Annotated in this window: 24 protein-coding genes and 1 tRNA gene; 8 read left to right on the top strand and 17 right to left on the bottom strand. The window is 57.7% G+C overall.

What is annotated here, in order from left to right:
• Positions 1-25 precede the first annotated feature (25 nt).
• From ACWNMW_RS07965 to ACWNMW_RS07935, 7 genes are all read left to right on the top strand, one after another.
• The gene (locus ACWNMW_RS07965; RefSeq protein ID WP_449490581.1) at positions 26-661 is read left to right on the top strand and encodes an O-methyltransferase; all 636 of its coding nucleotides are present in this window, start codon (positions 26-28) and stop codon (positions 659-661) included.
• A gap of 220 nt (positions 662-881) precedes the next feature.
• Positions 882-2504 (top strand): anthranilate synthase component 1, encoded by a 1623-nt coding sequence (locus tag ACWNMW_RS07960; RefSeq protein WP_449490580.1) that lies wholly within the window; start codon positions 882-884, stop codon positions 2502-2504.
• 1 nt (position 2505) lies between these two features.
• Complete coding sequence (locus ACWNMW_RS07955; RefSeq protein WP_295894406.1) at positions 2506-3177, top strand: anthranilate synthase component II; 672 nt, start codon at positions 2506-2508, stop codon at positions 3175-3177.
• Entirely contained in the window at positions 3170-4201 is a 1032-nt protein-coding gene (gene trpD / locus ACWNMW_RS07950; protein ID WP_295894376.1) for an anthranilate phosphoribosyltransferase, read from the top strand. The genes ACWNMW_RS07955 and trpD overlap by 8 nt, the downstream gene beginning before the upstream one ends.
• Positions 4198-6489, top strand: coding sequence for a tryptophan synthase subunit beta (gene trpB, locus ACWNMW_RS07945; protein WP_449490579.1), 2292 nt, complete (start codon positions 4198-4200; stop codon positions 6487-6489). The genes trpD and trpB overlap by 4 nt, the downstream gene beginning before the upstream one ends.
• Positions 6486-7343 carry a tryptophan synthase subunit alpha gene (gene trpA / locus ACWNMW_RS07940; protein ID WP_449490578.1) on the top strand — a complete coding sequence of 286 codons (858 nt, stop codon included), beginning with the start codon at positions 6486-6488 and terminating at the stop codon, positions 7341-7343. The genes trpB and trpA overlap by 4 nt, the downstream gene beginning before the upstream one ends.
• Before the next feature lie 2 nt (positions 7344-7345).
• Positions 7346-8083: a HisA/HisF-related TIM barrel protein gene (locus ACWNMW_RS07935; RefSeq protein ID WP_449490577.1), complete on the top strand. Its 738-nt coding sequence runs from the start codon at positions 7346-7348 to the stop codon at positions 8081-8083.
• On the opposite strand, the gene ACWNMW_RS07930 is transcribed toward ACWNMW_RS07935, so the two are convergent.
• The 8 genes from ACWNMW_RS07930 to ACWNMW_RS07895 form a co-directional block, all read right to left on the bottom strand.
• Positions 8066-8230 carry a DUF3117 domain-containing protein gene (locus ACWNMW_RS07930; protein ID WP_072456276.1) on the bottom strand — a complete coding sequence of 55 codons (165 nt, stop codon included), beginning with the start codon at positions 8228-8230 and terminating at the stop codon, positions 8066-8068. The two genes, ACWNMW_RS07935 and ACWNMW_RS07930, sit on opposite strands and share 18 nt — an antisense overlap.
• A 78-nt stretch (positions 8231-8308) precedes the next feature.
• The gene (locus ACWNMW_RS07925; RefSeq protein ID WP_072456278.1) at positions 8309-9043 is read right to left on the bottom strand and encodes an LOG family protein; all 735 of its coding nucleotides are present in this window, start codon (positions 9041-9043) and stop codon (positions 8309-8311) included.
• An 8-nt stretch (positions 9044-9051) separates the two neighbouring features.
• A complete protein-coding gene (locus ACWNMW_RS07920) occupies positions 9052-10113 on the bottom strand; it encodes a BMP family lipoprotein (protein WP_449490576.1) in 1062 nt (353 codons plus the stop codon).
• Between the two features lie 10 nt (positions 10114-10123).
• Positions 10124-11188, bottom strand: a complete 1065-nt coding sequence (locus ACWNMW_RS07915; protein WP_449490575.1) for a mannose-1-phosphate guanylyltransferase — start codon at positions 11186-11188, stop codon at positions 10124-10126.
• Between the two features lie 64 nt (positions 11189-11252).
• The gene (locus ACWNMW_RS07910; protein ID WP_034501815.1) at positions 11253-11846 is read right to left on the bottom strand and encodes a 50S ribosomal protein L25/general stress protein Ctc; all 594 of its coding nucleotides are present in this window, start codon (positions 11844-11846) and stop codon (positions 11253-11255) included.
• Between the two features lie 138 nt (positions 11847-11984).
• Positions 11985-12965: a ribose-phosphate diphosphokinase gene (locus ACWNMW_RS07905; protein ID WP_034501819.1), complete on the bottom strand. Its 981-nt coding sequence runs from the start codon at positions 12963-12965 to the stop codon at positions 11985-11987.
• A 52-nt stretch (positions 12966-13017) separates the two neighbouring features.
• Complete coding sequence (locus ACWNMW_RS07900) at positions 13018-14049, bottom strand: bifunctional UDP-N-acetylglucosamine diphosphorylase/glucosamine-1-phosphate N-acetyltransferase GlmU (RefSeq protein WP_449490574.1); 1032 nt, start codon at positions 14047-14049, stop codon at positions 13018-13020.
• Positions 14050-14078: 29 nt separating this feature from the next.
• Positions 14079-14149, bottom strand: a tRNA-Gln gene (locus tag ACWNMW_RS07895).
• A 79-nt stretch (positions 14150-14228) separates the two neighbouring features.
• On the opposite strand from ACWNMW_RS07895, the gene ACWNMW_RS07890 reads away from it, so the two are divergent.
• Positions 14229-14861 (top strand): TetR/AcrR family transcriptional regulator, encoded by a 633-nt coding sequence (locus ACWNMW_RS07890; RefSeq protein ID WP_034501825.1) that lies wholly within the window; start codon positions 14229-14231, stop codon positions 14859-14861.
• A gap of 41 nt (positions 14862-14902) precedes the next feature.
• On the opposite strand, the gene ACWNMW_RS07885 is transcribed toward ACWNMW_RS07890, so the two are convergent.
• From ACWNMW_RS07885 to ACWNMW_RS07845, 9 genes are all read right to left on the bottom strand, one after another.
• Positions 14903-16387, bottom strand: coding sequence for an alpha-amylase (locus ACWNMW_RS07885; RefSeq protein WP_449490573.1), 1485 nt, complete (start codon positions 16385-16387; stop codon positions 14903-14905).
• Between the two features lie 210 nt (positions 16388-16597).
• Positions 16598-18274, bottom strand: coding sequence for a phospho-sugar mutase (locus ACWNMW_RS07880; protein WP_449490572.1), 1677 nt, complete (start codon positions 18272-18274; stop codon positions 16598-16600).
• Between the two features lie 13 nt (positions 18275-18287).
• Entirely contained in the window at positions 18288-18941 is a 654-nt protein-coding gene (deoC, locus tag ACWNMW_RS07875; protein WP_299061816.1) for a deoxyribose-phosphate aldolase, read from the bottom strand.
• Positions 18942-18961: 20 nt separating this feature from the next.
• Entirely contained in the window at positions 18962-19669 is a 708-nt protein-coding gene (gene deoD / locus ACWNMW_RS07870; RefSeq protein ID WP_449490571.1) for a purine-nucleoside phosphorylase, read from the bottom strand.
• 75 nt (positions 19670-19744) lie between these two features.
• On the bottom strand, positions 19745-21028 hold the full coding sequence (locus tag ACWNMW_RS07865; RefSeq protein WP_449490570.1) for a thymidine phosphorylase: 1284 nt from the start codon (positions 21026-21028) through the stop codon (positions 19745-19747).
• An 81-nt stretch (positions 21029-21109) separates the two neighbouring features.
• Positions 21110-21526: a cytidine deaminase gene (locus ACWNMW_RS07860; protein ID WP_449490569.1), complete on the bottom strand. Its 417-nt coding sequence runs from the start codon at positions 21524-21526 to the stop codon at positions 21110-21112.
• A gap of 27 nt (positions 21527-21553) precedes the next feature.
• Positions 21554-22828: an ABC transporter permease gene (locus ACWNMW_RS07855; RefSeq protein ID WP_449490568.1), complete on the bottom strand. Its 1275-nt coding sequence runs from the start codon at positions 22826-22828 to the stop codon at positions 21554-21556.
• On the bottom strand, positions 22825-24087 hold the full coding sequence (locus ACWNMW_RS07850; RefSeq protein WP_299061830.1) for an ABC transporter permease: 1263 nt from the start codon (positions 24085-24087) through the stop codon (positions 22825-22827). The genes ACWNMW_RS07855 and ACWNMW_RS07850 overlap by 4 nt, the downstream gene beginning before the upstream one ends.
• Positions 24087-25649 (bottom strand): ABC transporter ATP-binding protein, encoded by a 1563-nt coding sequence (locus ACWNMW_RS07845; protein WP_299061832.1) that lies wholly within the window; start codon positions 25647-25649, stop codon positions 24087-24089. Before ACWNMW_RS07845 ends, ACWNMW_RS07850 begins: the two co-directional genes overlap by 1 nt.
• Positions 25650-25697 lie beyond the last annotated feature (48 nt).

The raw sequence follows: 25697 nt of genomic DNA, 5'->3' as shown, positions 1-25697 counted from the left end.
AAGGCTTACTACCGCGGAGGACATAATGGCATCAGATAAGGCTCTGAGCTGGGTATTTGCAGAAGAGTTTGTCGAGGAAAACGACATCCTTGCCCAAGCTCGCGAGACTGCCACCGATTTAGGTGCTGAGCCCGTTTCAACCGGGGTCGGCGCTACCCTCCGCCTCCTTGCCGCAACCTGCGGAGCAAAAGCCGTCCTCGAAATCGGCACCGGAGCGGGAGTATCTGGCCTGTGGCTCCTCCAGGGAATGTCGGCCGACAGCGTCTTGACCACGATCGATCACGAGGTCGAGTTCCACAAGTACGCACGTCGTGCATTCACAGCAGCGGGCATTCCCTCTCAGCGCACCCGCCTCATCGCGGGACGGGCTTTGGATGTTCTTCCCCGCATGGCCGCACGCGGCTACGACATGATGGTGATCGATGCGCCCGCAGACGAAATTCCGGACTACCTCGATCATGCACTTCGGGTCCTGCGCCCCGGCGGCCTCATCGTGATCGTTCACGCTCTGTGGCACGACCAGGTTGCGGACCCTGCCCAGCGCGATGAACAGACGGTCATGATGCGAGAACTCGCGAAAGTTCTTGCTTCTTCAGAACAGTTTGTTCCAGCAATGCTTCCCGTCGGCGATGGACTACTCGCAGCAGTTAAGCGCATCTGAGTCTTACTCGTTAAGTCTCATTGGGTGACATCTTTCGCGCATATGCGGGTTGTCACGCTAGTATGAAAAACATGTTCGGTACTTCAGCAAACCAGATGTGGTGGTGGCTCTCCTAAGGGTGGGCCTCCGTTGATGTACCTCAAAACTCATCAGGCTCGCCCATGCGGCGGGCCTTTTTCTTTGTCTTGTGGGCCCACCGAGGGCAATAGATAGGACGGAAATGACACACGCGGACACGCCACACGTGATCACACGTGAGGTGCGCTATCACAGCGACGGCGGCAAGCTTCTTGCTGATCTTTGCAACCAGGGCTTACTTCCTCGCGCGACCTCGGGGCACCCAACAAACGTTGTCTTGCTCGACAGTGCAGACATCGCCTCCAAGCAACACTTGACGACCATTGCTCTACTTGAAGCCAGCGCATCTATCCAATGCGATGGTGATCAGGTCCGCGTGACCTCGACGCACCCCATCGACGGCCCCGCTGCAATCGAGAGGGTATGCGAGGCTCTCCCCCAGGCACTTCTCGAGCGCGCCGAGACCGAAGCCTTGTTTAACTTGCCTTCTCTTCGCGAAGACGAGGCCGACGAGGAAACCCGCCTAAAGCAGCGCGCAACGATGGAACCCTTGCGTATCTTGACCGATACCCCCATCGATCATCCGCACCTTCCTTTGGTCGCCGGGGCTGTCGCCTTTGATTACCTGGCAACATACGAGTCCTTGCCCGAGGTCGCTCACGGTTTCAACTCCTGCCCTGACTATCTCTTTTACCTGGCACGCATCATTTTGGTGGTTGATCACCCCTCTCAAAGCGCTCAGTTAGTTGGCGCTTCTCTCGATCTCCTTTCCCTTGAGCAGCGCATGAACGCGCTTGCCGAGGCGATCGATGCCGCACCCGAAAGCGCTCCGGAATCCACGGCCTCGGAAATTGGGGAAGCAGGTGCAGAGCCCCTCATTGCCCGCCCGACTATCTCCGATAGTGATTTCGCCGAGCTCGTCACCGTCATGCAAGAGCACATTGCTGCAGGCGATATCTACCAGGTTGTTCCCTCGCGCGGTTTCATCGCTGAATGCGCCGACGCGCTGACCAGCTACCGTTTCTTGCGCGATGAGAACCCCAGTCCCTACATGTTCTACATCGGGACTGAAAACTTCGAACTTTTCGGAGCTTCCCCCGAGTCCTCGCTCCTGCATTCGGCAAAGACCCACACCGTCGCGATTCGTCCAATCGCAGGCACGCGTCCTCGTGGTTTTGCTCCCGATGGCAGCATCGATCACGAACTCGATATCCGACTGGAGCTTGAGCTTCGTTCGGACGCAAAAGAAGTCGCAGAGCACGTCATGTTGGTCGATCTTGCACGAAATGACGTTGCCCGAGTTTCCAAGCGCGGGACCCGTAGAGTCGAGCAGCTGCTGCGCGTGGATCGTTACTCGCGCGTCATGCATTTAGTTTCCGAAGTGAGCGGCACCTTGGCCGAGGATCTTCATCCCCTCGATGCTTTCCGTGCGTCCATGACCATGGGAACGCTAACCGGCGCCCCCAAACTTCGCGCTGCTGAGCTTATTCGCACCTACGAGGGACTGAGGCGAGGCTCTTACGGCGGTGCAGTCGGGTATCTTCGCGGCGACGGCGAACTCGATACCTGCATCGTTATCCGTTCGGCTTTCGTCAAAGACGGACGCGCGATCGTTCAGGCCGGAGCCGGGGTCGTTGCAGATTCCGTCCCCGCTCGCGAGGCCGAAGAAACCGTCCACAAGGCAAGCGCAGTTTTGCGCGCCCTAGCTGCCTCGGCACGCCGTCCGCTGGTGATTGCCGCGAGCGCAGAGGAAGGTGAGTTCTAAAGTGCGCGTCATTTTCTTAGATAACCGCGATTCTTTCGTCTACAACCTGGTTGACCTAACGGCTCGCGAGGCCGGAGTACAGGTCTTCCGCAATACAACTCCTGTAGCTACGCTGCGTGATGCTCTTGAGCCGACCGCCGAAGAACGCGCTGCGGGCGAACGCCCGCTCTTGATTCTCTCCCCCGGCCCGGGACACCCGCGCCAGGCCGGGCACATGATGGAAATCCTTGACGTGGCTCTGCAAGAGAAAATCCCAACCTTGGGCATTTGCCTGGGATTCCAGGCAATGGTCGAGGCCTGTGGCGGAGTTGTCGCGCCGGTTGGCGCAACCCACGGGCGCACTGACCGCGTAGAACTCACCGCGGCCGGGATCGAAGACCCGTCATTTTCTGCTATCGCTGAAACGCCGCGCCCCGGCGACGAGGCCACACACGGCTATATCTCGATTGCCCGCTATCACTCGCTGGGAACCCGAAGCCTTCCCGAATCTTTGATTTCACTGGCCCATACCCATGATGGAATCGTCATGGCCGCGCGCCACCGCAGTGCTCCGTGCATCGGCCTGCAATTCCATCCCGAATCTATTCTGACCCCGGCCGGACCGCTCCTTTTGCGCGGACTCTTGGCTGATCTGACACTTTCACCCTCGATTTCAAGGAGTTCTCATGAGTGAGTCTTACCTGCGCCACGCGTTGAATGGTGCTGTTTTGGACCAGGAACAGGCTCGAAGCGTATTCGAGCAGATGTCGCGCGGCGAGCTCAGTGATATTGAAATCGCGGCTTTCCTTGGAGCACTTCACGCTCGTGGCGAGCAGCCCAGCGAAATCGCGGGTGCCGCCGAGGCCTTCCGACAAGCAGCACAGAGCTTCTCCACCGACGCCACCGGCATTATCGATGTGGTGGGCACGGGCGGCGACGGCGTGGGCACGATCAACGTCTCCACGGCCTCGGCCTTCGTCGCAGCATCCATGGGATTGAAGGTTGCCAAGCACGGAAACCGTGCGGTGTCCTCAAAGGCGGGAGCAGCCGACCTCATTGAGGCCGCAGGAATTCCTCTGGATCTCTCCCCCGCTTCTTCTGCGCAGCTCCTTGAGCGCACTGGCTTCTGCTTCCTCTTCGCACAGAAGTACCACCCCGCAATGCGTTTCGTCGCACCGGTGCGTGCAGCGCTCAAGAACCCGACGATCTTTAATCTCATCGGTCCCTTGGTGAACCCCGCCCACCTGTCCTATCAGGTTCTGGGCGTCGGCAAGCGCGAGCTCCTCGACGATGTCGCGCAGGCTCTGGCTTCCCTTGGACTCGAACATGCTCTGGTTGTTCACGGAAGTGGAACCGACGAGTTCGCTGTTCATGGACAAACGGAAGTCCGTGAGATCACTCGTGAGGGGGTCTCTTCCTACACCTATACCCCAGAAGAACTGGGGATCACTCCCGCGCCCTTGTCGGATCTGATTGGTGGAGATGCGAGCGATAATCTTCGCCTCATCACTGATATTTTCAACGGTTCGGGCATTCCTGCTCAACGCGATGCGATTGCTGCAACGACGGGAGCCATGCTCTATTTGGCTGGAAAAGCTCCTTCCTTGAACGAAGGAACCGCCGCTGCACTCGCCCAGCTCGCCAGCGGTGCAGTTGCCGAGCACCTGAAGACGATTGCTTCAACCGCACAAGAATTGAAGACGCAGGAGCAACAATGAGCCAGCACGCTTTCTCCCCGATCTCACAGCGCCTGCGCGCCACGGGAACAGTCCTTGATTCCTTGGTTGCAGCGCGCCGTACGCGCCTTCCCGAGCTCTACGAGGCCTACGGGAACATTGATCCCCTCACGCTTCCTCGCTCCGAGCGTTCTTTCGAGGATGCCCTGCGCACCCGTACCCCGGGCGAAAACGGCGTCGAGGCGCGCCCCAGCGGCCCGGCCATCATCATGGAGTGCAAGTCCGCTTCCCCGACCCTGGGGACAATCATTGAGGGGACGTATTCTCCGCGTCTCCTGGCTCGCGCATATGCTCCCTACGCTGCGGCGATCAGTGTGCTCACCGAACCCGATCGTTTCAACGGTCGCTTCGAGGACATCGACGAGGTGCGCCCCGAAGCCACTCAGCCGGTCTTGTGCAAGGACTTCGTCATTGATCCAATCCAGATCACCGCGGCGCGAGTGCACGGCGCGGACGCCATCTTGCTCATGTTGAGCGTTCTTGATGACGAGGCCTATCGCGAGCTTTCCTTGGCAGCGCTTCGCTTGGGAATGCATGTTCTCACCGAGGTCGACACTGAAGACGATATGCGTCGCGCACAGCTATTGGGCGCGCGAATTATCGGTATCAACAACCGGGATCTGCGCACACTCAACATTGACAAGGCACGTACTCGCGCGCTTGCTCCCCTGGCTCCTGCTGGGGCGGTCATTGTCGGCGAATCGGGTGTGAACTCTCGCAGCGACGTTGACGATCTTGCCCCCTACGTTGATGCCCTGCTGGTTGGTTCTCACCTTTCTGGTTCTGCCGATCCCGCTCACGCGGCATGGGAGATCACGGGCGGCGTTCCCAGTGCCGGCCAGGCATACTACGAAGCCCAGGCACGCTCAACGTCATGGGAACCGTACTCAAGCGAACGCCTCGGCGCTGGCGAAGGTGCGGCCACGGCCTCGGGAGAGCACCCCACAAAGCTTTCCCCCTACTTTGGAGATTTCGGCGGACAGTACGTCCCCGAGCTCCTCATCCCAGCTCTTGACCAGCTCGAAGAAGCCTTCATCGAAGCGATCGATGATCCGAGCTTCATCGAAGAGATCAACACGCTTTTGCACCACTTCCTAGGTCGCCCCACTCCGGTCACGGAACTGCGTAACCTGTCCGGCGGAGCAGCGCGGATCTTCCTCAAGCGAGAAGACCTCGTCCACGGTGGTGCGCACAAGGGTAACCAGGTCCTCGGCCAAGCATTACTTGCCAAGCGCATGGGAAAGACGCGCATCATCGCTGAAACAGGGGCTGGCCAGCACGGCACTGCAACCGCAATGGTCTGCGCACTCCTCGGCTTGGAATGCACGATCTACATGGGCGCAGTTGACGTTGTTCGTCAGGCACCCAATGTTGAACGAATGGAGCTCATGGGCGCCACCGTCGTCCCGGTAACTGCGGGCAGCGGTACCCTCAAGGACGCCGTCAACGAGGCCTTGCGCGACTGGACAGCGACTTTTGCGACCTCCCACTATCTCCTGGGAACTGCAGCCGGCCCGCACCCCTTCCCCACGATCGTTCGTGAATTCCACCGCATCATTTCCACCGAGGCGCGCGCACAGATGCTCGCTATGACCGGGGGACTTCCCGACGCAGTCATCGCCTGTGTCGGCGGTGGTTCCAATGCGATCGGAATGTTCGCCGATTTCATCGATGATCCTTCCGTTGCCCTCTACGGTGTCGAACCCGCGGGTGAGGGACTGGATAGCGGCCACCACGGGGCAGCAATCCATGAAGGAAAGGTCGGCGTCCTCCACGGTGCGCGTTCCTACCTCATGCGTACCGATGAGGGCCAAGTCGAAGAGTCCTACTCAATTTCAGCAGGCCTCGATTACCCGGGAGTCGGTCCCCAGCATGCCTATCTGTCGGCAAGCGGGCGCGCGAACTACGTGGGAATTACCGACGAGGAAGCGGTCGAAGCTTTCATTGCTCTGTCGCGCCACGAGGGAATTATCCCAGCAATGGAGTCCTCGCATGCTCTGGCCTACGCCCTGAAGATGGCAGCAGAGCTTGAAGCAAAGGGGAAAACTGCCGGACTGCATGTCCCCGAGGGCCACACTCCCCGACTTCTTGTGTGCCTATCGGGTCGCGGCGACAAGGACCTCGATCAGGTGCGCGAGCGCCTTGGTGGTTCTTTCTCGCGCGATGGCGCGGTTGCGCGCGCTGCTGAATTGGTCGCGCAGGCACGGGCAGGCTCGGGTACCCACAGGACTCATTCCTACGATCTTTCAACCCCCAAGGAGGAGCGATGACCCGCTACGAATCCATGTTCGAGCGCTGCGCGGCTGAGGGGCGCGGGGCGATCGTCCCCTTCGTGATGCTCGGAGACCCCACTGCTAGCGCCTGCGAAGCAATCATCGAGGCCCTGATCGCCGACGGTGCGGACGCTTTGGAATTGGGCATTCCTTTCTCCGACCCGGTCGCTGATGGTGTCGTCATCCAGGAAGCACACCTACGTGCTCTTAATGCCGGAATCGGCTTCGAGGAGTCTTTCGCGATCTTGGGCCGTATTCGCGCAGCTCACCCCGAACTTCCTATCGGCCTGCTCGTCTACGCGAATGTTCCTTTCTCCATCGGTATCGAGCGTTTTTATGCGCGCTGCGCCGAGGTCGGAGTGGATTCGGTCCTCATCCCCGATGTGCCAATCCGCGAGGGGGATCCTTTTAGCAAGGCGGCTCTTGCCTGCGGCGTCGATAGCGTCTACATTGCGCCGCCTTCGGCCTCCCCGCGTACCCTCAGCGATGTCGCGCGTTCAGCCCGCGGGTATGTGTATGCGGTTTCGCGTGTGGGAGTGACCGGCGCCGATCATGAGGCCTCGACCGTCGGCTTGCACGAGGCCGTAGCGACCTTGCGCGAGCAGGCCGCAGCGCCGGTGCTTCTGGGATTTGGGATTTCCCGCCCCGAACACGTGCGCGATGCAATTGAAGCGGGAGCTGATGGGGCAATTTCTGGCTCCGCGATTGTTCGCATTATTGCGCGGCATGCAGCGGAAATCACCGCGCAGGAAGGCCAAGAGTCTTCTCCCGCGATGGATACTCTCCTTTCAGAGCTCCGCGATTTCTTTGTACCCATGCGTCAGGCAACTGCACGCGGGAGCGCGCGCTAGTCATGGATATCCTTCCCGCCCTGGATGTTGCTTCCGGCCTCGCCCTCACTCACCGCAATGCGGATGGACGTGAGGAGGGGGCCGGTGCAGATCCCATTCGTATCGCCCGCGACTTCATCGATTGCGGGGCGCGCTGGATCCACCTCGTTGATATTGATGCGGCTTTCGGGCGCGGAAATAATGCTGAAGTACTGGGCGATCTCATTGCGCAGGTTCAGCGGTGGAGCGCCCAAAATCCTTGCCGTATTGAATGGTCTGGTGGAGTTAAAGGCGGGGAGGATATCGAAACTGCGTTAAGCGCGGGAGCTGATCGGGTCAATCTGGCTTCGCAGGCCCTGGTTGACCTCGATGAAGTTGCCTCGCTCATCGCTCACTTTGGGGACCGCCTCAATATCTGCATCGACGTCGAAGATGGGCGTATTCGTCCGCGCGGTTGCGAAGGCGATGTGGGTGACCTGTGGAGCGTGTGCGGCCGCCTTGAGCGCGCCGGTGCAAGGCGCTACATCGTTACTGAGAAGAAGAGGGACGGAGCGCTTATGGGACCGCCCGTAGAGCTCCTGAGAGATCTACGGGCGAGAACACGTGCCGATCTTGTTGCCTCCGGCGGAATCCGCCACTTAGACGATATCCGTACCCTTACACGCGAGGGCTATATTGACGGCGCAATCGTTGGAAAAGCACTGTATGTGGGAAGTTTAAGTTTGGCGCAGGCTTTGGAGGCCTCACAGAGCGTTTGCTAGCGCTTGGGCAAGTTCCTTTGCTTCTTCTGCACTCAGTTCAATCACGAGGCGTCCGCCGCCTTCACTGGGAATACGCATGACAATCCCACGACCTTCTTTTTCTGCCTCCAAAGGACCGTCACCAGTCCGCGGCTTCATAGCTGCCATGTCCGTTTCCCTTCCGAAAGATCGGTATTTAAACACTTATATTCTACCGGGAACGACCTATTTTAGTAGGGATGTGAACTACTCGTGTCCAACTACTCTTTCCACTGCTTCTTCGGCGCTATCTACCACGTGGAGCAGTTCCGGGTCTTCATCGGAGAGCATTCCAGACGCACGCATCGTTGAATTAATCCATTCAACCAGCCCGCCCCAGTAGTCCCGACCGACCAAAACAATCGGGAAGGACTTGACTTTCCCTGTTTGAACCAGAGTCGCCGCTTCGAAAAGCTCATCCATTGTTCCAAAGCCGCCGGGCATGACGATGAAACCCAGCGAGTACTTCATGAACATCGTCTTGCGGGCGAAGAAATACCGGAAATTCACGCCGATATTGACCCATTCGTTCATTCCCTGCTCATGAGGAAGTTCAATTCCGAGGCCCACAGAGCTTCCGCCAGCTTCCCAAGCTCCACGGTTTGCAGCCTCCATGATCCCCGGGCCACCACCTGTAATCACCGCATAGCCAGAGCGAACCAGGAGCGAACCGATGGTGCGTGCCCGCTCCCAATCCTCACTACCCGCAGGGGTACGAGCCGATCCGAAAACCGAAACCGCTGGACCTAAATCAGCCAGCGCACCAAAGCCTTCGACGAACTCAGATTGGATACGCAGAACCCGCCACGGGTCTTCGTGCAACCAATCCGCGGAAGATTGGCTCCGCAAGAGCCCGGCATCGGAAGTTTCGTGAGGGATCTTTCCTCCGCGAAGGATCACGGGGCCTCGGCGATAGGAAGCTTGTGGCGTGGGAGTATCCATGGTGTCCTCTACTTTTTCTGGGAAAAGATGAGTGGGTCGAAAGGAGTGGAAATGACAAGCTCGCCAGTGATCATCTGCTGACGCATGGTAGCAAGCGCATCCTTCAGTTCCGGAGTCATCAGCGCCTCGTGGGCAGCAAATGGCGCCAGAACAACCCCGTTATTATCAAGAGAATCAATGACCGCCTGAGAGGAAAATTCGCTTCCGCGTGCAGCCGTAATTGCCTCGCTCAGGTGGTCCTTGGTCAACGTCGACACAGCGGTGATGATCTGGGCTGAATTCGTCGGAGCCCCATCCCCCATCCACACGAGCCTTTGGGCAGAGTTATTTCCTGCTTCTTCAAGAGCGCGAAGAGCCCCCTGATTCCCTGCGTCGGCAAAAGGAACAAGAATATCCGCACCGCCGCTCAAGGCTTTCGCGGCCGCATCTTTGATGCTGGATTCATCGTCGCTCCCGGTGAATGTCCCCTTCAGGCGCGTCGGATCCCATCCGAGAAAACGAATTGAGGTTCCGTACGCCTGGTTGTAGGCGTCGATTCCCTGCATGAAAGCATCCATCAGTGCTTGGCGCTCGCTGGTTTCAACTCCCCCAAAGCCGGCGATCGTTCCCGTTGTTGTCATTCCGGCTGTTGCGTAGCCCGCGAGATACGCCCCCTGTGTTGCTTTCGAGGCGACAACCTTGCCATTGCTCACCTCGCTGGGCTTCCCACCAGCGACGAAATCTGAATCGACCGCAATAAAGCGCACTTTCGAGTACTTGTGTGCAGCCTGAGTCGTGGCCTCGGCAATCCCTTGGCCTTCTGAAACGATGATCGTGCAGCCATCCTCAAGGAGTCCTTTAAGCTCCCCCGCGCCCGTGGCCAGTTTCGTTTCTCCTCCAATCTCCGAGGCCGCCTGTGCAATTGCCCGTTTGGCGGGAGTTTGCGAGGCGTTAGAGTCCCACCCGGAAGCATCGGAGATCCCACAGATCTTCGGCGAAGCCGACGAAGGAGAGGACTGCGACGAGCATGCTCCAAGAAGAAGAACCGCAGTGGTCGCGGCCAGGAGACGCGCTGAAGAGTGTCTGGTCATGTCTTTCATCTTAAAGGAGCTCGGCTTGCCCATTCTGAGACAGGGAATCGACAGCTTTCTTCACGTCCTGGGCACGATTTCGATCAACAACAAGAATTGCGTCCTGCGTTGCAATCACCGCAAGATTCTCAGCACCAACCAAAACGATCTTCTGTCCGGTCATCGAACGGACAAAAGTTTGGGGAGAATCAATGCGCAGAGCCTCACCTTCAGGGCTGATATCGGCGAGAGCATCAAAGTCACCGACATCTGTCCACCCCATGTCGCGAGCTGGAACAACGGCAACGCCCCCTTCAAGCGACAAAGGCTCGGCAATCGCATGATCGATGGCGATCTTCGTCAGCAGCGGCCAATGCTCATCCAAAGCTGTGGAGAAGTCTCCGCTCCCCCAAGCCTCGGCGATCTTGCTGAGGTGGAGGTCCATATCCGGATGGAATTGAGCGAGACGACGAACAAGAGTCCCCGCAGTCATGATGAACATGCCCGCATTCCACAGATATCCCGCTTCGACGTAGGCGCGAGCGGTTTGCTCATCGGGCTTTTCGACGAAAGAACTGACAACAGCCCCGTTTTCTGGTTGATCCTGATCGAAAGGATCTCCCGGAGCAATGTACCCGTAAGCCGTTGACGGAGTCGAGGGAGAAAGACCAACGGTGACAACGTAATCACGCTCAGCACAATCGAGGGCGCGGCTGATGCAGGAGAGAAGAACATCGGGATGAGTGATCGCGTGGTCAGCTGCAAAGGAAGCAATGGGAGCATCTTCGCCAAAACGCTGGCGAATAATGTAGGCAGCAAAGCCAATAGCGGGCATGGAATCTCGCCCTTGGGGCTCAACTAAGACAGTGATATCGCGCCCCTGGGGAATCTGAGCGCGCACTGCTTCTTCGTGTGCTTTGCCAGTGACGATCGTAAAAGACTGCGCCACAGGATCGAGGCGGTCAATAGTTTCTTGCAGGAGACTCTTCCCGCTCATCCGAAGGTCAAGAAGGAACTTTGGTCGATCTTTACGCGAGAGAGGCCACAGCCTAGAGCCCACTCCACCCGCGGGAATAATAACGTGCACGCGCTTCATACCATTCAGTGTAATAAACGGGAGACTCGCCCCTAGGGGCGAGCCTCCCGAAATTAAAGTGAGATCACTCGGCAGATTCGGCTGCTTCCTCGGCGGGAGCTGCCTCTTCCTCTTCTTCGACAACCTCTTCGCTGACCGTAACAACGACGGTCTCGGGATCGAGTTCGGAGACGACGCCCTTGGGGAAGGTCACGTCGGCAACGCGAACCGCAGTTCCGGCCTCGACACCGGTGATGTCGACCTCGATGGACTCGGGGATGGAGGTTGCGGGAGCCTTGACCAGCAGGGCGAACTCTTCCTGAGTGTGCTGGGTGCCGGGGGCGGGCTCACCAATGATGGAAACCGGAACCTCGACGTCAACGAGTTCGCCGGCCTTAACGGCCAGGAAGTCTGCGTGGAGCAGGTTACGGGAAACGGGGTGACGCTGAACTTCCTTCACCAGAGCAAGGTGCTTCTTGCCTTCGATGACCAGCTCGACCAGAGCGTTCTTCTGGCCGCGGACGGCCAGGAAGAGCTCGTGACCGGGGAGATCAACGTGGAGGGGGGCATCGCCGTGTCCGTAAAGAACACCGGGAACCAAGCCTGCGCGACGTGCGCGACGTGCTGCACCCTTACCAAATTCGCTACGGGTCTGTGCGACCAGCGTGGGGTTGCTCATGAGAGCCTCCTTCAAATAGTTCATTCCACGCACCGGCGCTAGGAATCTGAAGGAGGAATCCTACAGAAAGCCCTGTCGATAACGGCGCTTTCGCGCCCTCGCCGGAGCAACCTAGCTAGGATAGCGCGTTTAACGGTTTCAGGCGACCCCGTCGAACAAAGATGTGACCGATCCGTCGTCGAAAACTTCACGAATTGCGCGCGCGAGAAGCGGTGCAATGGGCAAAACGGTCAACTTGTCGAAACGCTTTTCCGGAGCAATCGGCAAGGTGTCGGTGACGATCACTTCGCTGGCACCGCACTCAGAGAGACGCTGTGCAGCCGGATCGGACAGAATGCCGTGCGTTGCAGCAACGATGACCGAGGAAGCGCCAGCGTTCATGACGACCTTGACGGCCTCGGAAATGGTGCCAGCGGTGTCGATCATGTCATCGACCAGCACGCACTGCTTACCCGCAACATCACCAACGACGCGGTTAGCGACGGCAACATTGGGGCGCGTGGTGTCACGAGTCTTGTGGACGAAGGCCAGCGGGCAACCGCCCAGCTTCGCGGACCACTTCTCGGCGACGCGGATTCGACCAGCATCCGGGGAAACCATGCAGACGTTGCTCAGATCAACGCGAGAACGCACGTAGTCAACCAGCACAGGCATCGCCCACAGGTGATCAACCGGGCCATCAAAGAAACCCTGCTCCTGCGAGGCATGCAGGTCGACGCTCATCACGCGGTCTGCACCAGCGGTCTTGAAGAGGTCTGCGATGAGGCGTGCAGAAATAGGTTCGCGCCCCAGGTGTTTCTTATCCTGGCGCGCGTAGGGGTAATAGGGAGCAACTGCGGTAATACGCTTTGCCGATGCTCGCTTGGCTGCATCGATCATCAAAAGCTGTTCCATCAGCCACTTATTCACTTCACCGGTGTGTGACTGCAAGACGAAAACATCCGCACCGCGCACCGACTCATTGAAACGAACGTAGGTTTCACCGCTGGCAAAGTCATATGCAGTCGTCGGAGAAACTCCGCAGTGCAATTCTTCGCCAACTTGTTGAGCGAGCTCCATGTGTGCTCGACCTGATACAAGAACCAGACGCTTTTCTCCGCTGGTCACCAGCCCCGTCATGCGGTTTGTCCTCCCCGTTTATACGGACCTCACTCGTCGAGCAGTTTCCTGTTCACCGTTCGATCAAAGTGAAAGGCGTTACTATGGTATCCCCTTCAAGGTGTGTGTCACTGACCCACGACGAAGGGACCCGACAACCCGGGCCGACCAGCGCATTTGTCAGTGTTGTTCCCGGGCCGATTTCACAACCCGACGCGATCGTTGTCTGACCGCGAAGAACAGTATGTGGGTGGATCGTTGTATCCGCTTCAATGCGGACATCACATTCGATCCATGTTGAGGCGGGATCCACGATGGATACTCCCGCACGCATGTGCTCACGACAAATTCGGCGGTTCATTTCCGCGGCCAATTCCGCAAGCTGAACACGGTCATTGCAACCCTGCGCCAACCATTGGTCGTCAAGAACAACGCCGTTTGTTACGCAATCAGCCCGGTAGGCCTGCGCAAGAACATCGGTGAGATAGACCTCGCCCTGTTTGTTATTTGTCCCCACATGCATGAGGGCATCGCGTAAGAACTCCCCATCGAAAGCGTAGATTCCTGCGTTGATTTCACAGATCGCACGCTCTTCTTCTGTGGCATCTTTCTGCTCGACGATGCGGCAGACGTCGCCACTTGCGCCGTCTCGAACAATGCGGCCATAGCCGGTCGGATCTTCGACAATCGTTGTCAGCACAGAAACAGTTGCACCACGTTCATCATGAGAGGCAACGAGGTCATTGAGAGTGGCTGCATCAAGCATTGGAACATCGCCGTATGTGACAAGAATCGTTCCCTTGAGACTGTGGCCACGCCTCAGAAGTTCATCCAAAGCACACTGAACTGCACGCCCAGTTCCAGGGATATCGTCTTGATCCGCGATGATGACGTCGGGGTTATTGCGAAGGATTTCATCGGCAACAAGGTCACGCTGGTGGCGTACGACTGCGACTAAATGATCGGGATCCGTACCGGCTCCAGCGCGGAGTGCGTGCCCGATCATCGATAATCCCATGACGGGATGAACGACTTTGGGAAGAGAGGACTTCATGCGTGTCCCAGCGCCTGCGGCCAGAACAATCACTGCAGTGGGAGTAGTCATGTCGCCCTTTCACGCGCGCTCACATTGAGCTCCGCCCCTAGGATTCGAACCTAGACTAAAGGCACCAAAAACCTCTGTGCTGCCGTTACACCAAGGCGGAAGGACACATAGATTGTGCCATAAACACACCCGTCTTGGCATCTAGAACCCCGGGCGACTTGAACGTGTACGGTTAAGACATGGCCGAGAAACGAATGCGCATGAGCGGTTTTGCCCGCCGAGAGCAACTTGTTGCTGTCGGGCGAAAGACCTTTGCTTCAAAAGGATTCGACGGGACAAGTGTCGAAGAAATTGCCTCTCAAGCCAAGATTTCCAAGCCCGTTATTTATGAGCATTTTGGCGGAAAAGAAGGCCTGTACGCCGTCATCGTCGACCGCGAAGTTCACGCTCTCATGAGCGCCCTTGAAGCCGCCCTTGATTCCCAAAAACGGCCGCGTATGATCCTCGAAGACTCCGCGCTTGCATTGCTGAGCTACATTGAATCGAATTCGGATGGTTTCCGAATTCTTGTGCGCGATGCGCCACAAAATTCTACTTCCGGGTCGTTTTCATCCCTCATGGGTGACATCGCGATCAAGGTCGAGCACCTGCTTGCAAACCAGTTTTCTCAGGCGAATATGAGCCCCAAGTGGGCTCCCCTGTACGCGCAGATGCTCGTAGGTTTGATTGCACAGGTGGGCCAATGGTGGCTTGATGAGCGCCGGATGAGTAAGGAAGACGTCGCTTCCCACGTCGTCAACCTCGTGTGGAATGGGATGCGGAACCTTCGCCCCTCCCCCGTCCTCCTCACCTCCGCTGACGAGGCCAAGTAGGGGTTTGCCTACCCCTTCCCTCCCCCGATAGTTGCGCGGGGTTAAAGATGCGCGGCCTCGGGGAAGTAGACGGAAAGGCCACCGTCGGAAACGGGGAAGGTCGCCCACCCGTCCTCATCGATGACAACGGAGGGGTGTTCACCGATCGCACACACCCAGTTTTCACCGGCACGCCACTGCCCAAGGAATAAACGCTTTTCGCCCGCTAGTCGGTCCGATAGGACAACTGCGCACCCTGTCGAGGGCTCCCCTTCAATGCCCTGTCGGGCAAAACCAACCACGTCGGGGTCGTCGAAAGCATCAAATTGCGGGCCCTGAGCTGCGGTCTTTCGCGCTTGCATGAGGAAGGGAAGCTCACGCACTGCGGGGAGCACATCCCCACTGCCCAAAAGATCTCCCCAGAAAACACAGGGAACCCCGCTGTCGCGGAAAAGAATCAAAGCGTAAGCAGAGAGCTTGAACCAAGGGGCAACGGTCGATTCCAGTGATTGTCCCGGTTGAGTGTCATGGTTTTCAACGAAAGTCACCGCATTTTGGGGGCGCGTAGCAACCAGAGTATTCGAATAGAGCTGCGAAAGATCAAAGTTGCCATCTGAGACGGAGGCCTCGTGAAAGTGGAAGTGCAAGGGGACGTCAAAGAGCGCAACATCGGGGACTCGGTCTAGATACGAGCACAGTTGTCCCACGTCGTAGCTCCAATATTCCCCTACTGCGGGAAGCATCTTGCCGGTCGCTGCGCGTAAGTCCGGCAGCCAACGCGCAAAGAAATCTGAACCGATGTGCTTGACGGCATCCAAACGCAGGGCATCAATTCCCGTCGTCTCAACGTACCAGCGGCCCCAACGGTCCAATTCTTCATTGACCTGCGGTGAGGAAACGTCAACATCGCAACCCATGAGGTAGTCGTAGTTGCCCAGCTCCTCGCCCGCGCTTGGATCCCACTCTTTGCCATCGAAGAGCCAGACAGCGTTACTCTTCGTATTTTCGTCCCAGTCGATACCTTTGAAACACTGCGAATTCCACTGGAAATCGGAGTAGGTTCCTGCCCGACCTGGGAAGGTAAAACGGGTCCATGCTCGGATCGTCTCTTCATCGGAGATCACCTGCATTCGGTTCCCCGGATCAACCCTGCGCGCTCGAACTTCCTCAGTTTCATCGCCGCCTAGACGATGGTTAAAGACGATATCGGCAATGACGTGGATCCCCGCCTCGTGGAGAGCATCGATGGCTGCGAGGTATTCATCCTTCGTGCCGTACTTCGTGGCGATGCTTCCTTTTTGATCGAACTCACCCAGGTCATACATGTCGTAGACGCCGTATCCAACGTCCTCGCGCCCCTTATAGCCCTTGTACGCGGGGGGAAGCCAAACTCCTTCAATCCCCAGCTCCGCAAGGTCGTGTGCCGTAGCGGCAATCGTCCTCCACAAGCTCTGATCAGCAGGCAAATCCCATGCGAATGCCTGCAAAAGCAAATGATCGTGGAAGTCTTGAGGCTGTGTATCTGATGAGGTGTGTTCTTCGCTCACTCTTTTATCCTGCCAGCCTCGATAGTTTGCCGCGAGTCAACCACGCACAGCTCCTCATAGAACAGCATACGACGGCACGCCACAGACTGGGCAGACGCACCGTAGGAGGCGAATAGAGCTGGTGGGCGCCTCCGAAGGAGACACCCACCAGAAGTTTCAAGGCCGCAACTGCTGCAAGAATTCCACAGCAAGCGAGGCCTCGGGAATCAATCAGATCCCAATCGCGGCGCCAAACTCGGACTTAATTGTCTCCAAGCGCTCGCGAGCCTGTGCCCACGGAACCTCTGCTCCCTCTTCCACGGGGATTACCACTTCGAGGTAGCACTTAAGCTTGGGCTCCGTGCCCGACGGACGAGCAATGACGCGGTCGCCGGCAGTAGTGGTGACCATGAGTGCATCCGTACCCGGCAGGCCGTCCCATCCCTTCGACAGGTCCACGACTCCTTCGACCTCAGCGCCGGCAAGAGTTGTCGGGGGCTGAGAACGCAGACGCTGCATTCCCTCTGCGATCAGCCCAAGGCGATCAACACGGAAGGTCAGCGGCGCGGTCACATGCAGGCCATAGAGCCGTGCCATGCGCTCGAGTTCATCCTTTGCCGTGCGTCCTTGGCTCTTGAGCATTGCGAACAAGGAAGCTGCGACAACCGAGGTCGCGATACCGTCCTTATCGCGCACGCGCGTGGGATCGGGGCAAAAACCGATGGCTTCTTCATAGCCGAAGTAGAGCCCCGGAACGCGTGCAATCCACTTGAAGCCGGTGAGCGTGTACTGGTACTTCAGCCCGTGCCCTTGAGCAATTTTGCCCAGTAAACGCGAAGAAACGATCGAGTTTGCAAAGACCGCATCCTCGGGGGCGCTTCCTGCGAGGAACTCTCCCAGCAGTGATCCCGTTTCATCGCCGGAAAGCTGACGCCAACCATTCGACGAGGCCTCATCGGGAACCGCGAGCGCACAGCGGTCAGCATCTGGGTCGACCGCGATGATGAGGTCAGAAGCATGTGCGCGCGCATGTGCAATAGCCAGATCCAGAGCGCCGGGCTCCTCGGGGTTCGGGAAGGACACCGTCGGGAAGTCGGGGTCCGGTTCCACTTGCTCTGCAACCAGGCTCACGTTGGTAAAGCCGGCCTCGTTGAGCACCTGCTGGGTCAGGGCTGCGCCCACACCGTGCATAGCGGTCAAGGTGATGGCCAGATCTTCCTTGATTTCCGGGCTTCCCTGCGCCAAAGAAGCGGCGCGAGCAATGTAGTCCTCGCGAGGATCCACATTGACGATCAGCTCGTCGTTCTGAGCGATCTGATCGGCGAAAGGAGCCGAAGCAATCGCAGAAGCGATCTCGGCGTCGAAGGGAGAAACAATTTGGACGCCCTGACCGGCACCGGTCACGACGGTCCCGCCCAGGTAGACCTTGTAGCCGTTGTCGCGAGGCGGGTTGTGCGATGCGGTGACCATGATGCCCGCGTCGGCGTCCAACTCGCGCACGGAGAACGCGGTGAGCGGGGTAGGGTTCTTCAGCGGAAGCAGGAGTACTTCGCATCCTGCTGCCGAGGCCACGCGTGCAGCTGCGTTGGCAAAATCAACTGATCCGTAGCGGGCATCGCAGCCGATGACGACGCGCGGAGCGCGCGTTGCATGCTTGAGGAGAACCGCGCACAATCCGGCAGTTGCACGGATGACGACCGAGAGGTTCATTCGCGATTCGCCCGGGCCAATTTCACCGCGGAGGCCTGCAGTACCGAATTGCAGAGGGCAATTCATGGCCCGATTCAGTTCGGCAAGTGCGCTCTCATCGCCTGCGCGCGCTGCTTCAACGGCGGAGGCGAGTTCAGCCGCGGTTGCCGGATCCGGATCGTGGTCCACCCACTGTTGAGCTCGTTCAATAACGTTCATTTTTCCCCCTGAATTAGTCTTCAAGACCGGCAAGAATCGCTGCGGTTGCAGAAACGCCCAGACGATTCGCGCCCGCCTCGATCATTGCGATAGCCGTTTGGGCGTCGCGAATACCACCAGATGCCTTGACTCCCACGTTTTCACCCACGGTTTGACGCATCAGTTCAACGGCGTGAACCGAGGCCCCACCTGCGGGGTGGAAACCCGTCGAGGTTTTGACGAAATCCGCACCCGCGGCTACGGCTGCACGGCACACGGCAACGATTTCTTCATCGGTGAGAGCTGCAGATTCGATGATGACCTTCAAGATCTTTCCGGCAGGAATCTCAGCGCGAACGGCACGAATCTCGTCTTCGACCTGGTCGAACTTTGCTTCCTTTGCGAGGGCAATATTGATCACCATGTCGATCTCGTCAGCGCCGTCAGCGATCGCCTGCTTGGCCTCGAAAGCCTTCACATTGGCCTTCACCGCGCCCGAGGGGAATCCCACAACGCACGCCACTTTCAGTCCTTCAGGAACGTCAAGGGGAAGCATCGAAGGAGACACGCACACCGAGTACGTACCAAAACGTGCGCCTTCTTCAACGATTCGTGCGACGTCTTGGTGAGTTGCCTCGGGCTTGAGGATCGTGTGATCGATGATGCTCGCAACGTCAGTTTTCTTCATACTCATTCCTCGTCTTTTCCTCAGATCTGCGCCAGAGGAAGGGCGATTTCCATCATCTGAGTGAACGCGGTCTGGCGTTCATGTGCGGTCGTTTCTTCACCGGTCACGATGGAGTCAGAAACAGTGAAGAGACCCAGCGCTTCCACTCCTGCCTCGGCAGCGGTCGCGTACAGGCCAGCAGTTTCCATCTCGATGGCCATGATTCCCATCTTCTTCCAACGATCGTTGAAAGTCGGATCTGCGTTGTAGAAGGTGTCAGAAGAAAGGATGTTACCAACGTGCGTGGTCACTCCCAGTTCCTTTGCATTCTGGCGGACTGCTTCAATCAGGCGGTAGGAACCGATCGGTGCGTAAGTTCCGGGGATGTTGTACTGATCAAGGAAGTTCGAGTTCGTGCATGCGCCCTGAGCGATGACAACGTCGTAGAGGTTGATACCTTCTTGCAGCGCACCACAGGTACCGATGCGGATGAGCTTCGTGCAGCCAAAGACATGGATGAGTTCCCAGGCATACAGCGAGATTGAAGGAATACCCATGCCCGAACCCATGACGGACACGGGAGTGCCCTGGTAGGTGCCGGTGAAGCCCAGCATGTTACGCACCGAGTTAAACTGCTGCGCATCCTCAAGGTAGGTTTCGGCGATGAACTTGGCGCGGAGCGGATCTCCGGGCAGCAAGATGGTCGGGGCGATAGGAGCCTTCGGGTCAATGTGCGGCGTTGATTTCATGGTTGTCCACTCCAATGCGGTTGTAGTTCTGTCAGTTAATCATTGCCTCGCAGAGGCATTTCATAGATGTCTGTCTTAGCCCACGCGGTCCAAAATGATGCTGCGAGCAGCCGGGGCAGTATCGCTGATGCGCACTCCCCCATCCAAGGCCTCGAGAGCGCGAGGAATACGCCACTCATCGTCGGTGTGCAGGGTGAAGAGCACATCTCCCTTGCGCACGCGCTCCCCCGGCTTGGCGTGAATTTCAATTCCCGCTCCCGCCTGTACCGGATCGTCCTTAACCGCGCGGCCCGCACCCAGCCTCCACGAGGCCACGCCCACGCTGAGTGCATCCATTTCGGAAATGAAGCCATCGGCCTCGGCAGTGACCGTATGGGTCAGCGCGGAAGTCGGCAAAGCCGCGTCGGGATCTCCGCCCTGTTCACGAATCATCGCGCGCCACACATCCATGGCGCGACCGTCCTTCAGCGCTGCTTCAACATCGGCATCGGGCTGTCCCGCCATGGTGAGCATGGTGCGAGCGAGCTCAACGGTCAATTCGACGACATCCGCGGGGCCACCACCGGCAAGAACCTCGACGGATTCTTCAACTTCAAGGGCATTACCGACCTTGAGTCCTAGCGGGGTGGACATATCGGTGAGAAGCGCCTGAGTCTTCACACCGGCATCGCGGCCCAGGTCCACCATGGTGCGGGCCAGCTCGCGCGCATGATCAATGTCCTTCATGAAAGCGCCACTACCGACCTTGACGTCCAGAACCAGGGAGTCGGTTCCCTCGGCGATCTTCTTCGACATGATCGAAGAAGCAATGAGGGGAATACAATCCACGGTCGAGGTGATGTCACGCAGCGCGTAGAGCTTCTTATCTGCCGGAGCCAGACCTGCTCCAGCCGCGCAAATCACGGCTCCGCAGCCTTCACCCAATTGGTGGTAGATCTCGTCATTGGACAAAGACGCACGCCAGCCGGGGATAGCCTCGAGCTTGTCGAGGGTTCCACCCGTGTGGCCGAGGCCTCGACCGGAAAGCTGCGGCACTGCAACGCCGAAGACTGCAACAAGTGGGGCAAGCGGAAGGGTGATCTTATCGCCCACGCCACCGGTCGAGTGCTTATCCGCGGTTACGCGAGAAATACGCGCAAAATCCATGCGCTCGCCCGAATCGATCATGGCCTGAGTCCACGTCACGATCTCTTCACGGTCCATTCCACGCAGGAAAACAGCCATGGCCAAGGCGGCCATTTGCTCGTCCTTCATGACCCCGCGCGTGTAGGCATCAATGGTCCATTGAATTTCTTCAGTGGACAGTTTCCCGCCATCGCGCTTCACGCGAATGACGTCGACGGCATCAAACTGTTTCATGATGTCCTTCCTGGGTGTTATTTCGGAGAATGCTTGGCGGGCGCGCACACCATTAAGGGACGTGCACGCCCGCCGCAGTCATTAATCTTCGTTGAATCGTGCCGATGGCACTTCGGTTAGGTCGTGCGGACCAAAAGCTCCCGGGAGCACCTGCTTCATGGTCATGACGCCTTCGGGCATCAGAACCAAGCAGTCATTCCCACCGTGCTCAAAAATGAGCTGGCGGCAGCGTCCGCAAGGGGCCACGGGTTCGCAGTTTCCGTTCACTGCAACGACCGCTACCAAGCGACCTCCGCCCGAGCGCACCATCTGCGACACCATGCCGCATTCGGCACACAGGGCGACGCCATAACCGGCATTTTCCACATTGCAGCCCGAATAGGTGTGCCCGTCTGTCGTCAGTCCAGCTGCCCCAACCGGGAAGCCACTGTAGGGGCAGTAGGCCTGTTCCATCGCCGAAATTGCAAGATCCTGAAGATCTTCCCAATTGATGTCCATGACTCGGTCCTTCTATCTAACAGTCGATCACTTCGTGTAGGGAATGTTCTCAGCTGCCGGCGGACGGGACTTCCCGACGAATCCGGCGACCGCAATGATGGTCACGATGTAGGGAATCATCGAGATCAGGTCTGAAGGGATGGACTGCTCCAAGTTCGGTAGCAGGCGTGCAAGTGCCTGAGCGAAACCGAACATCAGTGCTGCGCCCAAAGCACCGATCGGGTGCCACTTACCCAAGATCATTGCAGCCAAGGCGATGTAGCCATTACCTGCGGAGATGTTGTCGGTGAAGGACAGGCCCGAACCGATGGTGAAGAATGCACCACCCAATCCAGCAAAACTAGAAGCGAGAATGGCATTGAGTGTTCGAGTGCGATTGACGTTGATGCCGACAGTATCAGCTGCTCGCGGGTGCTCACCGCAGGCGCGAAGACGCAAGCCCCAACGCGAACGGTACAGGTAAATCGCCAAGAAAATCACCGTGGCATACATCAAGTAGACCAAGATGTTGTGGTTGAAGAGCATCGGGCCAATGACCGGGATTTCTCCCAGGATCGGGATCTTGATATCAGAGAGCGAGAACTTATTCGTATTGAAGAGTTCGGGCTTCTTCGTCATCCACGTTCCGTAGAAGAAAGTCGTCAGACCCGCTGCCAAGACGTTCAAGACCACACCGACGATGATTTGATCCACGCCGTACTTGACCGAGAAGAGGGCCAAGAGGCATCCCAGGAAAGCACCCGCGATCGGCGCTGCGATCAGCCCGGCCCATGAAGTCTGGAAGTACGAGGCAGCCATAACGCCTGCGAAAGCTCCCAAGAGCAGGTCACCTTCAATGGCAATGTTGACAACGCCAACACGTTCTGAGACAACGCCCGAAAGCGAGCCGAAAATCAGAGGCGTTGAGATTGCGACTGTCGAATACAGGGTCGAGGTCAGTGTCACGGCGCCAGTCGAACCAGAACCTGCATATACCATGAATCCGAAGACCGTTGCGACTCCGGCGGCGATCATCATGGTGATGTCGAGCCAGCGCGGGTTCTGCCTACGTGCCCATACCGAGTAGATCGACCACGCGGCCACCGCAAGAGTCAGTACTGTCAGCACCAGAAGGATCGGGCGTCCGGGGGCGACAATATCGTCAATATTGAGGCTCTGGGACTTGTCATTGAGCCGGATGGTGACATCACCACTGACCTTGAGCGCGAAAAGAATCTGCAGGAGCGCTGCCAGAACGTAGACGACTGGCATCTTCCATGAACGTTTGAGCTGAACGTCATTCATTGCTTGCGTCTGGCTCATCGTGCCTCTCCTTCCGAATCGGTGGAGGCGCCATCGATGGCGGCATCGCCGCCCTCAGACGCTGCGTTTTCCTTCACTGCCGAGGCCGAGGCCGGACTCTTCCCGTCCTCTTCAGTGTGCTCATCGCTGAGCTCAGCGAGCTCGCCTCGCAAGCTCTTCTTGGTTTCCTTGGGAAGGTGGAAGAGCCAGCGAACAAGCATAGGAGCAGCAATGAGCAAAACGATCACTGACTGGAGGATCAGGATCATATCGATCGGGACGCCCTTCGCCTGCATGGTGTAGCCACCTGCTTTAAATGCGCCGAAGAGGATGCCTGCGCCAAGGGTACCCAGCGGCTTGTTCCGGCCCAGAAGAGCAACCGTGATGGCGTCAAAACCAATGGAGCCGGCGATATCTCGCGAGACGTAGCCGACAGTGCCCAATGCCTCGTTTGCGCCGGCGAGGCCGAGGAAGGCACCTGAGATCGCCATGGTGATTGCGGTGATCTTCCCGACCGAGATACCAGCGGTACGGGCAGCCTCGGGATTGGCGCCAACAGCGCGGATTTCAAAGCCCAAAGTCGAGCGCTCAATGAGCCACCAGAAAATGATCACCGCAAGGAGAGCAACGAAAATACCCACGTGAATCTTGAAGGGGGCATCCAAGATGCGGGTAAAGGCAGCTGAATCCGCAACCTTCGGAGTTTGAGGCTGATTGGAACCGGGAACCTGCCACGACTTCTTCGAGAGGATGTAGCCCAGCGCTAAGGTCGCAATCGAATTCAACATGATGGTGACGATGACTTCATTTGCACCGGTCTTTGCCTTGAGGACACCGGCAATTCCCGCATAGAGCGCGCCGGCAACCATCGCGGCAAGAAGAGCAACAAGAGTGTGAATAACGGGAGGCAAGTTCATTGCGAAGCCAACCCAGACCGCGGCAAGAGCACCAAAAATAATCTGGCCTTTACCACCGATGTTGAACAGGCCCGCACGGAAGCCCAGAGCAAGACCCAAACCGCCCAATACCAGGGGGATTGAGAAGAAGAGGGATTCAGTCAGCGGCTTGATCTGACGTTGGAAGCTGCGAGCGCCTGGATCAAAGATCGCTCCTCGGAACATCGCGTAGTACGCATCGACTACAGATGCGCCGGTCATTGCGATCAAAATCGCGCCGATGGCGAAGGCGATAAGAACCGCGAGAATGGAAACGAACCACCGCGATCCCAGGATGTGACGGCACACAACCAGTGCCTTCGAAGGACGTTTTGCCTGGGTCATCAGTTTTCCTCCACGTGTGAATCCGAAACCTCAGCGTGTTCCTGCTCGCCCGCCACAGCCTCGTCATAGGGAACACCGGCCATCATCAAACCGAGCACATCACGCGGGGTATCTGCAGGAACGATACCCATCACGCGGCCTCGATACATCACGACGATGCGATCGGCCAGCGAGATCACTTCATCCAATTCGGATGAAATCAACAGAACGGGAATGTTCTGGTCTCGAACCTCAACAATGCGCTTGTGGATGAACTCGATCGAGCCCACGTCCACGCCACGAGTTGGCTGATTCGCAACAAGCAGGTTGAGGTCCTTTGACATTTCGCGCGCGACAACGACCTTTTGTTGATTTCCGCCCGAAAGCGAGGAAATCGGATCGTTAATCGACGTCAGGCGAATATCGAATTCTTCCTCTTTATCCCGCGCATTTTGAGCGATGATTCCGAGCTTGAGCATGGGCCCAGCCGCGAAATGCGAGTCCTTGTACTGATCCAAGACCAGGTTTTCAGCGATCGAGAAAGAAGAAATAATGCCGTCGGTCGAGCGGTCCTCAGGAATGAAGCCGATCCCAGCATCCAAGGACTTGCGGGGGTTGGCGTGCGTGATGTCGATTCCTTCAAGGAGGATCTCACCGGAGTTGGGAGTAGCCAAGCCCAAAATGGTCTGCGCCAGTTCGGTTTGACCATTGCCTTGAACGCCAGCAACCGCAACAATCTCACCACGCTCGACGGTGAAAGAAACGTGGTCGAGGAGGGGCAAGCCCGAAGGAGAAAGCATGGAGATTTCTTTGAACTCCAATCCCCCACCGCTTGGATGCGCCTCAGCTTTGTCAACGCGCATCATGACCGAGCGGCCGACCATCTTATTGGCAAGCTCGGATTCGGAATCCTGTGGCGATGCTTCACCGACGACGGTTCCGCGTCGAATGACGGTGATTTCATCCGCAACTGCTCGGACCTCGCGCAGTTTGTGGGTAATGAAGACAATCGATGTTCCCGCATCGGCAAGTTGACGCATGATCGCCATGAGTTCATCGGTTTCTTGGGGAGTCAAAACCGCCGTTGGTTCATCAAGAATAAGGACTTTTGCTTGACGCGAGAGGGCCTTAACGATTTCGACTCGCTGCTGGGCACCAACAGAAAGGTCTTCGATGAGGGCATCGGGATCAAGATCGAAACCAAAGCGTGCAGAGACTTCTTTAACAGTGCGTCGGGCCTGCGCAAGATCAATCAATCCGCTTGCTTTTGTTGGTTCAAAACCCAAAGCGATCGATTCTGCGACGGTAAAGACCGGGATCAGCATGAAGTGCTGGTGGACCATTCCAATCCCCGCGGCAACCGCATCACCGGGGCCGTTGAAGTGGACCGGCTTGCCATCGATGAGGATTTCTCCTTCATCGGGCTGGTGAAGGCCGTAAAGCACATTCATCAGCGTTGATTTACCGGCTCCGTTTTCACCAAGAAGCGCGTGAATATGCCCTTCTTCGATGGTGAGGTTGATGTCATTATTTGCGACCAGAGGACCAAAACGTTTGGTGATCCCCTTGAGTTCCAACTTCACTGTAACTCTGCCCTTCTGCGCGGTTGAGTCTCGGTTTCAGGATAGCTG

The sequence above is a fragment of the Actinomyces sp. Marseille-QA0893 genome, from assembly GCF_976954355.1.
Note: the sequence above shows the minus strand (reverse complement) of the source record. Positions and strands in the feature narration are given on the sequence as shown.